14 protein-coding genes are annotated in these 13,156 nt (G+C 72.7%); 6 read left to right on the forward strand and 8 right to left on the reverse strand.

The window, feature by feature from the left end; translation table 11 throughout:
- Positions 1–15 precede the first annotated feature (15 nt).
- Genes BUB75_RS11055 through BUB75_RS11065 form a run of 3 tightly spaced genes read left to right on the forward strand, consistent with a single transcriptional unit; the run spans position 16 to position 2,091 of the window.
- A complete protein-coding gene (locus BUB75_RS11055) occupies positions 16–873 on the forward strand; it encodes an HTD2 family dehydratase (protein ID WP_073255427.1) in 858 nt (285 codons plus the stop codon).
- Entirely contained in the window at positions 870–1,559 is a 690-nt protein-coding gene (locus tag BUB75_RS11060) for a GntR family transcriptional regulator (RefSeq protein WP_073255430.1), read from the forward strand. Before BUB75_RS11055 ends, BUB75_RS11060 begins: the two co-directional genes overlap by 4 nt.
- Before the next feature lie 40 nt (positions 1,560–1,599).
- Positions 1,600–2,091, forward strand: a complete 492-nt coding sequence (locus BUB75_RS11065; protein ID WP_073255433.1) for an HtaA domain-containing protein — start codon at positions 1,600–1,602, stop codon at positions 2,089–2,091.
- 20 nt (positions 2,092–2,111) lie between these two features.
- Here the strand turns inward: BUB75_RS11065 and BUB75_RS11070 are convergent, their stop codons facing one another.
- On the reverse strand, positions 2,112–4,628 hold the full coding sequence (locus tag BUB75_RS11070) for an ABC transporter permease (RefSeq protein WP_073255435.1): 2,517 nt from the start codon (positions 4,626–4,628) through the stop codon (positions 2,112–2,114).
- A 158-nt stretch (positions 4,629–4,786) separates the two neighbouring features.
- Here BUB75_RS11070 and BUB75_RS11075 point away from each other — a divergent pair, with 158 nt between their 5' ends.
- Complete coding sequence (locus tag BUB75_RS11075) at positions 4,787–6,052, forward strand: sensor histidine kinase (RefSeq protein WP_073257076.1); 1,266 nt, start codon at positions 4,787–4,789, stop codon at positions 6,050–6,052.
- Entirely contained in the window at positions 6,052–6,696 is a 645-nt protein-coding gene (locus BUB75_RS11080) for a response regulator transcription factor (protein WP_073255438.1), read from the forward strand. The genes BUB75_RS11075 and BUB75_RS11080 overlap by 1 nt, the downstream gene beginning before the upstream one ends.
- A 27-nt stretch (positions 6,697–6,723) precedes the next feature.
- On the opposite strand, the gene BUB75_RS11085 is transcribed toward BUB75_RS11080, so the two are convergent.
- From BUB75_RS11085 to BUB75_RS11100, 5 genes are all read right to left on the reverse strand, one after another.
- Entirely contained in the window at positions 6,724–7,074 is a 351-nt protein-coding gene (locus BUB75_RS11085) for a hypothetical protein (protein WP_073255441.1), read from the reverse strand.
- Between the two features lie 52 nt (positions 7,075–7,126).
- Positions 7,127–7,264 (reverse strand): hypothetical protein, encoded by a 138-nt coding sequence (locus tag BUB75_RS46195; protein WP_178379828.1) that lies wholly within the window; start codon positions 7,262–7,264, stop codon positions 7,127–7,129.
- Positions 7,261–8,715 (reverse strand): MFS transporter, encoded by a 1,455-nt coding sequence (locus BUB75_RS11090; protein WP_084740822.1) that lies wholly within the window; start codon positions 8,713–8,715, stop codon positions 7,261–7,263. Before BUB75_RS11090 ends, BUB75_RS46195 begins: the two co-directional genes overlap by 4 nt.
- A 62-nt stretch (positions 8,716–8,777) precedes the next feature.
- Positions 8,778–9,977 (reverse strand): RNA polymerase sigma factor, encoded by a 1,200-nt coding sequence (locus BUB75_RS11095; RefSeq protein WP_218617431.1) that lies wholly within the window; start codon positions 9,975–9,977, stop codon positions 8,778–8,780.
- A 14-nt stretch (positions 9,978–9,991) separates the two neighbouring features.
- Positions 9,992–10,327, reverse strand: a complete 336-nt coding sequence (locus tag BUB75_RS11100; RefSeq protein ID WP_073255450.1) for a YciI family protein — start codon at positions 10,325–10,327, stop codon at positions 9,992–9,994.
- A 125-nt stretch (positions 10,328–10,452) separates the two neighbouring features.
- Between BUB75_RS11100 and BUB75_RS11105 the strand changes: the two genes are divergently transcribed.
- Complete coding sequence (locus tag BUB75_RS11105) at positions 10,453–11,313, forward strand: serine/threonine-protein kinase (protein ID WP_073255452.1); 861 nt, start codon at positions 10,453–10,455, stop codon at positions 11,311–11,313.
- Between the two features lie 38 nt (positions 11,314–11,351).
- Here the strand turns inward: BUB75_RS11105 and BUB75_RS11110 are convergent, their stop codons facing one another.
- Both BUB75_RS11110 and BUB75_RS11115 read right to left on the reverse strand, forming a co-directional pair.
- Complete coding sequence (locus BUB75_RS11110; RefSeq protein WP_073255455.1) at positions 11,352–12,473, reverse strand: sensor histidine kinase; 1,122 nt, start codon at positions 12,471–12,473, stop codon at positions 11,352–11,354.
- A gap of 1 nt (position 12,474) precedes the next feature.
- Complete coding sequence (locus tag BUB75_RS11115; RefSeq protein ID WP_073255458.1) at positions 12,475–13,128, reverse strand: response regulator transcription factor; 654 nt, start codon at positions 13,126–13,128, stop codon at positions 12,475–12,477.
- Between the last annotated feature and the right edge of the window lie 28 nt (positions 13,129–13,156).

Below are 13,156 nucleotides of genomic sequence, written 5' to 3' on the forward strand. Positions count from 1 at the left end.
CTATAGAGTTGAGCCATGGAGCTGCGCGAGATACCCGGCGCGTGGAAGCCGGAACCGGTCGAGGACGAACAGGTCCTGGATCCGGCCGCCGGAGCCGCGGCGGCCGGGCTCTGGAACCAGCCGCCGCCGGGCGAGCACGTGCCACCGCTCTGGCACTGGTTCCACTTCCTGGACTGGCCGCCGCACTCCGCGCTGGGCGCCGACGGCCACCCCCGTGTCGGTGTGTTCCTGCCACCGGTCGACGACCGGCGCCGGATGTTCGCGGGTGGGCGCTGGACCCGGGAACGGCCGCTGCGCTACGGCGTCGCGACGCAGCGCCGCCGCGCGCTCGTCTCCACCCGCACCACCAGCGGGCGTACCGGCGAGCTGCTGTTCGTCACCGTGCTCACCGAACTGAGCCAGGACGGCCGGACCTGTGTCTCGGAGGAGCAGGACCTCGTCTACCGCAGCGGGCCGTCCGCCGTCGACCTGCGCGGGACGCCGCTCGCCACCACCGCGCCCGCCGAGGACGGGCTGCGGCTCCACCCCGACGCGACGCTGCTGTTCCGGATGAGCGCGCTGACCGGCAACCACCACCGGATCCACTACGACCACCCGTACGCGGTCGGCGTCGAGCACTACCCGGGGCTGGTCGTGCACGGCCCGCTCCTCGTGCTGCACCTGGCCGAGACGCTCCGCCGGGCGTCGTCCCCGACGCCGGACGCGCTCGAGTTCCGCCTGCACGCGCCGGCGTTCGCAGGCGAGCCGCTCGTGGCCGCGACCGGCCCGGAACCCGGCGCGCTGCGGCTGGCCAGCGGGCGGAATGCGGCCCACGTCACCGCCGCGGCTCGTTGGCGCACCGCGGCCGGTGTCGCGGCTACAGTCCGCCCATGACCCAACCCCCGGGGCGCCGGATCCGGATGCGGCTGTCCGACGAGGTCGCCGACTACGTACGGGAGCGCATCGTCCTCGGCCGGATCCGCCCCGGCGACTACGTCCGGCCGGAGAAGATCGCCGAGGAGCTCGACCTGAGCGCGACGCCCGCGCGGGAGGGACTGCTCACGCTCCAGGCCGAGGGTTTCCTGCGGGTGGTGCCACGCCGGGGTTTTGTCGCCGAAGGGCTGTCGCCCACCGACGTCGAGGACATCTTCGTCGGCCAGGCGTTGCTCGCCGGGGAGCTGACCGCGCGGGCCGCTGCCCGGCTCACGCCCGCGGAGGTCGGCGAGCTCGCCGAGTTGCAGACCGGGATCGAGGTCGCCGCCGACGGCGGCGACCTCTCGACCGTGCAGGAACTCAACGACCGCTTCCACCGCGCGGTCTACCGTGCCGCCGACGCTCCGCGTCTGCTGCGCCTGCTGAAGCAGACGCTCGGCTACGCGCCCCGCCTGCTCTGGACGACGGTCGAGGGCTGGCCCGAGCTCACCGTGCACGACCATCGCGACGTCATCGCCGCGCTCGAACAGCGCGATGCCGACGCCGCCCGCCGCGCCATGCACGACCATCTCGTCGCGGCAGGCACCGTCCTCGCCACCCGCCTCCGCGCAGCCGCCGCGGCTCCCCCACCGGGAGCGGACACCTAGTTTCCCCACCGACCCGAGCAGGCGCGTGGGAGCATGAGCCGTGACCGAGGAGACTCCCCCGTACGGGTTGCGCTGGGCGATCAAGCGCTCGTTCGTCGACTACGTCCGCCGCATGCCCGACGGCAAAGGCTTCGTGAGCGCAGGCGCGTTCCCGGCCGGACCACACGACATCGTTTTCCCCCCGGAGGCGGCAGGCCGGCGCACCGCCCCGGACGGCACCGCCGAGCGGTACTGGACCTTCCACGGCGACGTCCGCTTCAGCGGCCACTTCGGGATGCTTTTCGTGCAGTTCGCCGAGCCGCGGATCGACCTGCGCGGCGAGCAGGGTGAGCTGAGTATCGCCGACGGTTCCGAGCGCCTCTCGCTCGCCACGCTCCGGATCGCGCCGGTGCCGACCGACGAGGACGTCGAGCTCTGGGCCGGCACCGAGGTCGCGCTCACCGAGTCGGGCGCCGGTCTGTTCAACGACGTCTATCCGGTGGGTGAGCAGCTCGAGGACCTGCTGATCACGCTGCCGGTCACCACGGAGTGACCGCGGCCGGGATCCCGGCGTCACTCAGTCGCTAGCGCGCGGAGGACGTCGACCCTGGCCGCGCGGCGGCCCGGCAGCGCCGCGGCGAGCAGGCTCGCCAGCACCGCGCCACCCGCGCACGCGACGAGCAGCGCGACGGGCACGTCGGTCGCCGACAGGTTGAGGGCACGGGTCGTGGCCCAGCCCACCAGCGACCCGAGCGCGAGGCCGATCACCGCACCGGTGGCGGCGACGGTGGCCGCCTCCCAGCAGAGCATCGCCCGGATCTGGCGCCGCTGCATTCCGACCACGCGCAGCAGGCCGATCTCGCGGACGCGTTCGAGCACCGACAGCGCGAGCGTGTTGGCGATGCCGAACAGCGCGATCACGATCATCAGCCCGAACAGGCTGAAGTAGACCCGCAGCGCCGGGTCGAGGTCGGCGGCCAGCTGCCCGCGCAGCTCGGCCCGGCTGGTGATCTCGACGGTCGGGTGGCCGGCGAGTGAGCGTCCGATGGCTGTGCGCGCTCTGTCGGGTGGAACGCCGTCGCGCAGCGACGCGTAGACCGTCGTGACCCCCGGGTCACCGATGAGCCGCCGGAAGTCGGCCGGCGTGATCACCGCGTCGAAGTCGGCGATCCGGGAAGCGACCAGGTCACCGAAGCCGGACGTGTCGTAGATCGCCCGGACGACGAACGTCCGCTCGCTGTCGCCGGCGCCCCGTACCCGCACGGACGACCCGACCGTCACCCCCCGTTCCCGGGCGACGCTGCGCCGCAGCGCGATGCCGCCGTCCGTCACGTCGGCCAGGTTGCCGTTCAACGCCAGCGTCGCCGCGAGCCGGGAAGGGTCCACCCCGACGAGGCCGATCCCGGCGGCCTCCCGGTCGCGGGCGGTCAGCTCGGCGTCCGCGGACTGGATCGCGGCCACGACCGCCACCTCGGGCAACGCCTCCAGCCGGCGCGGCACGGCCGGGCTCATCGACGCGTCGGGGCTGAACGCCCGCGCCTGGAAGTCGGCGCGGAACGCGTGATCAAAACCGCCGGTGGCCGACGCACGGCTGCCTGCCGCCAGCGTCGTGAGGAAACCGACCAGCGCCAGCCCGATCACCAGCGGCAGGACGGTCGCCGCTGTCCGGCGCGGGCTGCGCACCGCGTTCTCTGCCGCGAGCCGCCCTGCGACGCCGCGGCCGGGGTGGATCAGCCGGCCCACCAGCCGCGCGATCGGCGGCGTCGATACCGGACCGAGCACCAGCACCCCGACGACGGTGAGCCCGGCACCGACCCGGACCAACGCATCCGCGGCCGGGTCGGCCAGCCCACCGGCCAGCAGCAGACCGATCCCGCAGAGGCTCGCGAGACCACCCACGATCGCGCGCACCCGACGGACCCGGCGGTCCAGGACGTACACCTCACCCCGCAGCGCCGCGATCGGCGGCACCCGGGTCGCGCGCCGGGCCGGACCCCACGCCGAGATCAGCGCGGTGACGACGCCGACCGCCAGCGTGATCGCGACCGTGCGCGGCAGGAGCCGCGGCATGCGCCCGGTGACGTCGACCGGCACCGCACCGGCTGCCTCCAGGAGCGCGGCGACACCCCAGCCGATCGCCACACCGAGCACCAGCCCGCCCAGCGACGCCACCGTGCCGACGATCGCCGCCTCCAGCAGCACCGCGCGGCGCAGCTGGCGGCGTTGCGCCCCGACGCAACGCAGCAGGGCCAGCTCGCGAGCCCGGGACGCCAGGACGATCGTGTACGTGTTGCGGATCAGGAAGGCACCGATGAACAGCGCGACCAGGCTCGCGATCAGGAAGATCGTGGTGAAGAGCGGGTCGGGTTCGGCGGCGCTGTCCACTTCGGCCTGCAGCTCAGACCCGGTGATCACCGGGTACTGCTCTCCGACGACTGCTGACACCCGGTCCCGCAGCACCCGCTCGTCGGTTCCCGGCGTCCCGCGCACTTCGACGAAACTGACCAGGCCGGGGCGGGCGAGCAGGTCCCTGGCGGCGCTCGGGTGGACGCCGACGAACGCGGCGCCCGGCTGCTCCGGCGGATCGAGCAACCCCACGACCGTGACGGGTTCCGGCAGGCTCGCCGAGCTGACGATCCGGATCTCGTCGCCCACGCGGTAGCGCTCCGACGCGGCCGTGGCCGGGTCGATGACCACCTCCCCCGGCCGGGCAGGCACCCGTCCGGCGCGCAGGCTGTCGTCGAACGACGCGTCGATCGTCCGGGCCATCGGGTCACGGCCCGCGACCGGATGGCCGTCGCGTCCGAGGATCTGTGCGACGCCGACGACGACGCCCGTGGTCGAGGCCACCCCCTCGACGCGCTCCAACCGATCCATCAGCGCCGCCGGCACCGGTTCGTCCCCGTCGTGTCCGACCACGACGTCGACGCCGCGCGGACGGTGGTGCGCGCTCGCGTCGGCGGCCGCCCGCCAGGTGTCGATCACGACGAACGTGGCGGCGACCAGGCTCACCCCGAGCGTGATCGCGAGGGCGGTCAGCAGCAGGCGTCCTTTGTGGGCCCGGACGCTGGACAGGACGTACCGCAGCATGGCTACGCCACCTCCGGCAGGCTCTTCGGGTCGCTCATGGCCCCAACCTGGCGGCCCGGGCCAGGGCCGGACATCCGGTGGGCCGCTGCCGGACTTCGGGACAACCGGGCGGGGCTGCCGGGTGTGGCGGCGCAGCCCGGTCCGGCACGCTGGTGAGCGTGGCGCGGTTACTGCGACGGTGGTACGGCAGACGGACGTGGGGCCGACTGCTGTATGCGGTGCTGGGCGTCCCGCTGGCCGTGATCGGCTTCGTCTCCGCGCTGGTCGTGCTCGTTCCCGGCGTGCTCCTGTCGCTGACGCCGATCGGGCTGCCCTGGCTGGCCGTCGGCCTGCGCGGCGCCCGGGATCTCGCCGCCCTGCACCGGGAACTGTCCCGGCGGCTGCTCGGTGAACCCCTCGAGCCCCCACCGGCGGTGGTTCGGGGACGCGGGATCGTGGACTGGGTCCGGGCCGGGCTGACCGACGCCGCCGGCTGGCGCGCGCTCGCCTACCTGATCGGAAAGTCTCCGGTCGCGCTGGTGCTCGGCGCGGCCGCGGCGTTGACCTGGGCGTACGGGATCGCCTTCGCGTCCTATCCGGTCTGGAGCCGGTTCGTGGTCTTCCCCTCCGAGACCGACGAGCACGGCACCCACCTGGTGACCCCGACCTTCGGCGACTGGTCGATGCCGGAGTGGCTGTACGTCCCCACGGTGGGCGTCGTCGGCCTACTCCTGCTCCTCGCCGCCCCCTGGATCACCCGGGGGCTGCTCTGGCCGGAGCGGCTCCTGGCCAGAACGCTGCTGCGGCCCACCCGCGCCGACACGCTGCGCCAGGCCCACGCGCAGGCGATGGACGACTCCGCCGCGCGGCTGCGGCGGATCGAACGAGACCTCCACGACGGCGCCCAGGCCCAACTCGTCACACTGGCGCTCGAGCTGGGGCTCGCCAAGGACGAGCTGGCCGAGGGTGACCCCGCGGCGGCCCTGGCGCTGGTGGACACCGCACACCAGGGCGCCAAGCAGGCCCTCGTCGAACTGCGTGACCTGGTGCGCGGGATCCACCCGCCGGTGCTCGACACCGGGCTGGGGCCCGCACTGCAGACGCTGTCGGCGCGCAGCCCCGTCCCGGTGGAGCTGGACGTCCAGCTGCCGGACCGCCCGTCACCGGCGATCGAGACCATCGCCTACTTCACCGCCGCCGAACTCCTGGTCAACGTCGCGAAACACAGCAGAGCACGCGCAGCGGCCCTGTCGCTGACCGCCGTGCGGCCGGGCTGGCTGCGGCTCACCGTGCGCGACGACGGAACCGGCGGCGCCCGGCGGACGCCGGCCGGCGGTCTGGCCGGCCTGACCCACCGGGTCGGCACGGTCGACGGCACGCTGGAGCTCGTCAGCCCGCCCGGCGGCCCTACGGTGGTCACTGTGGAACTCCCGGTGCGTGCCTGATGCGGGTCGTCGTCGCCGAGGACTCGGCGCTGCTCCGTGACGGCCTCGTGCACCTGCTCCAGCGGCGCGGCCACGACGTCGTAGCGGCGGTCGCCGACGCCGACGCGCTGCTCGCCGCGGTCGCCGCGCACCGGCCGGACATCGCGGTGGTCGACGTCCGCATGCCCCCCACCCATACCGACGAGGGGCTCCGCGCCGCCCTGACGCTGCGCCAGGATCATCCCGACGTGGCGGTGCTCGTGCTCTCCCAGTACATCGAGACCCGCTACGCCACCCAGCTGCTGTCCGGGCGGTGCGAGGGCATCGGCTACCTGCTGAAGGACCGGGTGGCCGACGTCGGCGACTTCCTCGACGCGCTGACCCGGGTCGCCGGCGGGGCGACCGTGCTCGACCCGGAAGTCGTCAGCCAGATCCTCGGGGCGAGCCGCCGGGTGTTCGCGCTGGAAACGCTCACCGCGCGCGAACGGCAGGTGCTCGGGCTGATGGCCGAGGGACGGTCGAACTCCGCGATCGCGGGTGCGCTCGCGGTGAGTCCCGCGTCGGTGGAGAAGTACGTGACGAGCATCTTCGTCAAGCTCGGCCTGCCGCCGTCGGACAGTGACCACCGACGCGTGCTGGCCGTGCTGCGCTACCTGGATTCGTAGCGCAGCACGGCGATCGCGTTCCGGCGGTTACTTGATCTGGCCGGCGAGGTCCGAGACGACGTCGATCAGCTGGTCCTTCGTCAGAACCTGATTGTGGGCCTCGAGGATCAGGACCCGCTTCTCCGGCAGCGCGATCCGCACCTCGGTGTAGTCGGCCTCCGCCGAGAAGCGCCAGTGCCGAACCGTCATCGCCTGGCCCTGCGGCCCCTTCCGTGAGACGCAGCCGCCGTCCTTCGTGCACGTGAGGGACCTGACCGCGTCGTTCTCGACGGCGTCGGCGGTGTGCCAGTCGCGGCACAGCAGAAACGCGCTGCGTCGCCAGCGGTCCATCCGCTCCTCGACGAAGGCCGTGAACCGTTCTTCGTCTGCTTTACGCAAGGCCGGGACTCCTGTCGGGCGAGAGATACCCGTACGACGGAGTGATCGCGCCTCAGGGTTGCACGAGGTCGTCCGAGCGTCCGGCGGCCACCCGGGGCAGCCGCCTTCTTCGGACCCGGAGCCGGTCCAGCTCCGCCTGGAAGGCGGACCGGTCGACGACCGGGGGCAGGTTGGTCGTGGTGTCACTCATGACTGCTCCTTGGTTCCGAGGCAGGCTTCTTCACCCTGACGCTCCACCGACGAACTGAGCGACTCCGGATCGACATCGGCGAGCGGACGCTCCTCGACGCCCGCGAGCCCGACCCCGGCGGTGACCACGCCGAGAGCCGCGAGGAGGCCGATCAGCGCGAACGCGGCGTGGAAGCCGGCGAGACCGGATCGCGCCACGAGCACGGTCGACACCACCGCGACGCCCGCGGCGCCACCGATCTCCCGCATCGTCTCCACGAGACCGGACGCCAGCCCCGACGCCGACCGCGACACGCCGGACAGCGCGCCGATCTGCAGCGCGGGGCCGCAGAACCCGAAACCCACCCCGACGAGCAGAAAGGCGGGCAGCAGGTCGGCGGGGTAGCCGGCGGCGGCCGGAATCCTCGTCAGCCACAGCGCTCCGGCGGTGACCAGCGAGAGCCCGCTGATCAGCACCCACCGCACCCCCGCCACGCCGACGAGCCGGCCGCCGACCACCGCAGCCACGAAGCTCGTCGCGGTCGTGGCCAGCCAGGCCACGCCGGTCCTCAGCGGCGAGTACCCGAGCGCCTGCTGCATCAGCAGCGAGCCGAGGAAGATGAACGAGAACAGCGCGCAGTACGCGAGAAACGCGGCGGCGTTCGCCGCGACCAGGCTTCGGTTGCGCCACGTCGCGGGAGGCACGAGCGGAGCAGCGGACCGTGCCTCGATCCGCGCGAACGCGACCAGGAGGCCGACCGCCGCGACGAACAGCGCCGCCGTGGACCCGGAGATCCACCCCTCGGTGGCGCCGTGGTGCAGCGCGTAGACGAACAGCAGCAGGCCGCCGGTCACCGCGGACGCCCCGGCCAGGTCGAGTCGCGCGGCGCGGTCACGGGCCTGATCCGGGGCGAGGAACAGGACGGCGGACACGACGAACACGACGCCGGCCGGGACGTTGAGGAGGAAGGCCCAGCGCCAGCCGGGCCCGGCGGTCAGCAGACCTCCGGCGACGACCCCCACCGACCCGGCCACTCCGGCCACTCCGCCGAAGATGCCGACCGCGCGGGCACGTTCCCGCCCCTCGGCGAACGTGACCGCGATCAGCGAGAGCGCGGCCGGCGCGACGAGCGCGGCGCCGAATCCCTGGAGGCCGCGCGCCGCGATCAGGACACCGGCCTGCTGCGCGGCGCCGGCCACGAACGACGCAGCGGTGAAGATCACGAGCCCGGCCAGGAAGACGCGCCGACGTCCCAGTTGGTCGGCCATCCGCCCGCCGACCAGGAGGAATCCGCCGAGCAGCAGGGCGTACGCGACGACCACCCACTGCAGCGCGCCCGGCCCGACGCCGAGATCGGATTGGATCGAGGGCAGCGCGACGTTCACGATCGCGACGTCGAGGCCCACCATGGCCGTGGAGGCGCAGGCCAGGGCCAGTACGAGACCCCGCCGGGGCCTCTCGGTTCGTAACATCACAAGTTCCTTCGTCCGGTGGTTTCGCCCCACCGACGAAGGAGACGGTTCGGGATCGACAGTCAGAGCCCGCGAATTCGATCGGTCAGATAACGACGCTCCGCGTCGGTCGGCGCCAGCCGGAGTGCCTCCTCGTACGCGACCTTCGCTTCCGGCGCCCGGCCTGCCCGCCTGAGCAGGTCGGCCCGGGTGGCAGGCAGCAGGTGGTACCCGTTCAATCGTCCGGACGCTGTGAGCTGGTCCACCAGCGCGAGACCGGCCGGGATCCCCTCGGACATCGCGATCGCCACCGCCCGGTTGAGCTCCACCACCGGGGACGGCGCCAGGCGGGCCAGTTCGCCGTAGAGGGCCGCGATCTGCGGCCAGTCGGTGCTCTCCGCGTCGGGCGCCGTGACGTGGCAGGCGGCGATGGCGGCCTGCACCTGGTACGGCCCGGGCCCGCGCAGCCCCAGCGCCTCGTCGAGCACGGCGACACCCTCGTCGATCAGGGCGCGGTCCCACCGGGAGCGGTCCTGCTGTTCGAGCGTGACCAGCACACCGTCCTCGGTCCGCGTCGCCCGCCGCGCCTCGCCGAGCAACATCAGCGCGAGCAGACCGCGGGGCTCGGGCTCCTGCGGCATCAGCCGGACGAGTGTCCGCGCGAGGGAGATCGCCTCCGCCGCCAGCGCGCGGCGTCCGTCCTGCTCGTCGTAGCCCTCGTTGAAGATCAGGTAGAGAACCGCGAGGACCGAGGCCAGCCGTTCCGGCAGCACCTCGGCGGGTGGGACGCGGTACGGGATACCGGCCTCGGCGATCTTGCGCTTCGCCCGGACCAGTCGCTGCGCCATCGTGGATTCGGCGGTGAGGAACGCTTTGGCGATCTCGGCGGTGCTCAGACCGGCGAGCGTGCGGAGGGTGAGCGCGATCCGGGCCTCGAACGACAGCGCCGGGTGGCAGCAGGTGAAGATCAGCCGCAACCGCTCGTCGGGGATCTCCTCGGTGGGCGGCTCGTCCGGATCCCGCGCCAACACCGCGATCTGCCGCAGCTTCGTCCGCCCCACGGTGTCTCGCCGCAGCCGGTCCGCCGCGCGGTTGCGCGCGGTCGTGGTGAGCCAGGCGCCCGGGCGGTTCGGGATGCCGTCGCGCGGCCACGTCGACAGCGCGGTGGCGAACGCCTCCTGCGCGCAGTCCTCGGCGAGATCCCAGTCCCCGGTCATCCCGATCAGCGTCGCGACGACCTGACCCCAGTCGCTCCGGTAGGCGGCGTCAACGGCAGCGCGCACGTCACCCGCCGAATTCACTCCCAAACCGGGCGGATCTCGACGCAGCCCCACCGGGCGTAGGGGTGTCCGGCGGCGACCACGATCGCCTCGTCCAGATCGGCGGCCTCGATCAGCGCGACGCCACCGATGAAGTCCTTGGTCTCGGCGAACGGTCCGTCCGAGACCAGGGTCTCGCCGTCGCGGACGCGGACCGTCGTGGCCTCGGCGACCGGCCGCAAGCGGGCGCCCGCCGACAGTGCTCGACGCCCGTTCAGGTCCGACTCCCAGGCCCGGAGCACCGGATCAGCCCCGAGTTCCTCACTGCTCAGGGAGACCGACTCGTCATCGCAGATCAGCAACACGTACTTCATGCGCACCAGTCTTGCACCGCCGGAGCGCCGATCCGTTTGCCAACGCTGCGGAAATCCGCTCTGACCGATCATTCACAAGGGGTGGGACAAGGACGAACAACCACGCCCTTTTAGGGAGAACTGCCATGACGACGTACGCCGAGAGCGAGGTCCATGTCGGCGACCCGAACTGCTCTGAACGGGTACTGGGTGGCCGTTATCGGTTGGAAGAACGCATCGGCGCCGGCGGTATGGGGGAAGTGTGGCGAGCCACCGATGCGGTGTTCCTCCGCACGGTGGCCGTCAAGATCCCGCTCCCGTCCTTGCCGTCCGATCAGGACTCCGGCGGCCGCTTCCGGACCGAAGCGCGCCTCCTCGCGTCGTTGCGGCACTCCGGGATCGTCCGGGTCTACGACTACGGCACCGACGAGACGCCCGAGGGCGACCACCGGGAGTACCTCGTCATGGAACACATCGACGGCTGGGCCCTCGCCGACCACATCGCCTCCGCCGGCCGCCTGGGCAGTGCGGACACGCTGTCCGTGCTGGCCCAGGCCGCGGCGGCGCTACAGGTCGCGCACCGGGCCGGGCTCGTGCACCGGGACGTCAAACCCCGCAACCTGATGATCCAGCCGGACTGCCGGGTCGTGCTGGTGGACTTCGGGCTGGCCCGCTCGATCCGCTCCGCGGAAGCACCGGCGGGGCTGATGTTCGGCTCGCCGTACTACATGGCGCCCGAGCAGATCACCGCGGGCGGGATCTCGCCGGCCACCGACGTCTACGCGCTCGGTGCGGTCGCGTACAGCTGTCTGGCCGGCCGGGCACCGTTCACCGGCGACAGCCTGACGGAGATCGTCCAGCTCGTCGTCCGCCAGGAGCCCGCGCCGCTGCCCGACGACGTCCCGGTGGGCCTGGCGGCGGCGGTCCTCCGCGCGCTGAGCAAGGTTCCGGCCGCGCGCTACGCCGACGCGTCCGAGTTCGCCGCCGCCCTCCGCGGCGCCCGCTAGCCGAGCTGGTCGCGGCGGCGGCTCAGGTGGGCGGCAGCTCAATCCGACACGGCGGGGAACGCGATCTCAAACACGAGACCACCCTCCGGGCGTGCGTGCGCGTCGAGCTCGGCGGAGTGCGCGGCGACGATGGCCCGGACGATCGACAGACCGAGCCCGTGGTGGGCGTCGTCGGACACCCGGTGCAACCGCTGGAACGGTTCGAAGAGCCGCGGTACGTGCTCGGGTGGGACGACGGGTCCGGTGTTCGCGATGACCAGCACCGCCCGGCCGGTGTCGAGGCGCGTGCTGACGTCGATCTCGCCGCCCGGGACGTTGTAGTGGATCGCGTTGTCGCAGAGGTTGGCGACCAGCCGCGCGATCAGCGTCGGATCGCCGAGGAGCCAGGCGGGCCGGGCGGCGGCCATGACCCGGAGCCCGTGCCGGTCGAGGCTCGCGGATCGGTCCCGGATCGCCTGCTGCACGACCTCGGCGAGGTCCACCTTGTCGACGCGGTCGCGGACGTGTTCGCTGCCGGCGAGCGTGAGCAGCGACTCCAGCAGCCGGCCGCGCTGCCGGTTGACTGCGAGCAGGCGCTCGAAGTTCGCGCGGTACGCCTCGACGGTCGCGTCCGGGTCGATCAGCGGCTCCTCGATCAGCGCGGATTCGACGGTCAACGGTGTTCGTAGCTCGTGGGCCGCGTTGGCGACGAAGCGTTTGTGGCCGTTGAGCGCGGATTCGAGACGGGTGAGCAGGCCGTCGATGGTGTCGGCGAGGTCCTTGAACTCGTCGCGGGGACCCCCCACGGCCAGCCGCTCGTGGACGTTGGAGCCGGAGATCTGCCGCAGGCGCAGCGTCATCGACTGCACCGGGCGCAGCATGCGGCCGGCGAACACCCAGCCCAGCACCAGCGAGACCGGCGCCATGACCGCGAGCGCGATACCTGACACCAGCAGCATGTCGGTTCTGAAGTCGACGTACACGGCGGGTGCGCCGACCACTGGTTCGGCGTCGGGTGGTGCGGCGTCGGATGGTGCGGCGTCGGATGGTGCGGCGACGTCCGCGGGCGGGAGGCTCCGGGCCAACACGACGACGATCGCGAGCAGCGTCATGCCGGACAGCACCGAGATCAGGCCGTAGAGCAGGGTGAAACGCAGCCGCACCCGGTGGACGGCGCGCATCTCAGATCCGGTAGCCGGCGCGGGCGACGGTCTCGATGAGCGGCGGGTCGCCGAGTTTCGTCCGCAGCCGGTTGATCGTCGCCTTCACCGTGGTGGTGAACGGGTCGGCCGCCTCGTCCCACACCCGTTCGAGCAGTTCTTCGGCGGAGATCACCCGGCCCTGACCGGTCAGCAGGTGTTCGAGCACGGCGAACTCCTTCGGGCTGAGCGCCAGGCGAGCACCGGCGCGGGTGGCGGTGCGCTGTGCCGGGTCGAGCCGGAGGTCGCCGTGGACGAGGATCGGCGACGCCGCCGGACGGGTCCGGCGACCGACGGCACGGATCCGGGCCACGAGTTCGGCGTACGCGAACGGTTTCGGCAGGTAGTCGTCGGCGCCGAGTCCGAGCCCGTCGACGCGCTCCGCGACGGTGCCCGAAGCCGTCAGCATCAGCACGCGGCTGGACGCGTCCCGGGCGACCAGCGTGCGGCAGACGTCGTCGCCGTGCACGCCGGGCAGGTCACGGTCCAGCACGACGACGTCGTAGTCGACAACGTCCGAGCGCTCCAGCGCGGCTGTGCCGTCGTAGGCGACGTCGACCGCCATACCCTCCCGGCGCAGCACCCGCGCCACCGAGTCGGCGAGCTCAGCCTGGTCCTCGACCACCAGCACCCTCATCGTCCGAGGCTATCGGCGGACCGGTCAC

Source organism: Cryptosporangium aurantiacum (assembly GCF_900143005.1).
Lineage (GTDB): Bacteria > Actinomycetota > Actinomycetes > Mycobacteriales > Cryptosporangiaceae > Cryptosporangium > Cryptosporangium aurantiacum.

Bases quoted from the DNA above. Each gene is read 5' to 3' on its own strand.
- BUB75_RS11055 (WP_073255427.1), top strand. From the start codon at position 16: ATGGAGCTGCGCGAGATACCCGGCGCGTGGAAGCCGGAACCGGTCGAG.
- BUB75_RS11060 (WP_073255430.1), top strand. From the start codon at position 870: ATGACCCAACCCCCGGGGCGCCGGATCCGGATGCGGCTGTCCGACGAG.
- BUB75_RS11070 (WP_073255435.1), bottom strand. From the start codon at position 4,628: ATGCTGCGGTACGTCCTGTCCAGCGTCCGGGCCCACAAAGGACGCCTG.
- BUB75_RS11080 (WP_073255438.1), top strand. From the start codon at position 6,052: ATGCGGGTCGTCGTCGCCGAGGACTCGGCGCTGCTCCGTGACGGCCTC.
- BUB75_RS46195 (WP_178379828.1), bottom strand. From the start codon at position 7,264: ATGAGTGACACCACGACCAACCTGCCCCCGGTCGTCGACCGGTCCGCC.
- BUB75_RS11090 (WP_084740822.1), bottom strand. From the start codon at position 8,715: ATGTTACGAACCGAGAGGCCCCGGCGGGGTCTCGTACTGGCCCTGGCC.
- BUB75_RS11100 (WP_073255450.1), bottom strand. From the start codon at position 10,327: ATGAAGTACGTGTTGCTGATCTGCGATGACGAGTCGGTCTCCCTGAGC.
- BUB75_RS11105 (WP_073255452.1), top strand. From the start codon at position 10,453: ATGACGACGTACGCCGAGAGCGAGGTCCATGTCGGCGACCCGAACTGC.
- BUB75_RS11110 (WP_073255455.1), bottom strand. From the start codon at position 12,473: ATGCGCGCCGTCCACCGGGTGCGGCTGCGTTTCACCCTGCTCTACGGC.
- BUB75_RS11115 (WP_073255458.1), bottom strand. From the start codon at position 13,128: ATGAGGGTGCTGGTGGTCGAGGACCAGGCTGAGCTCGCCGACTCGGTG.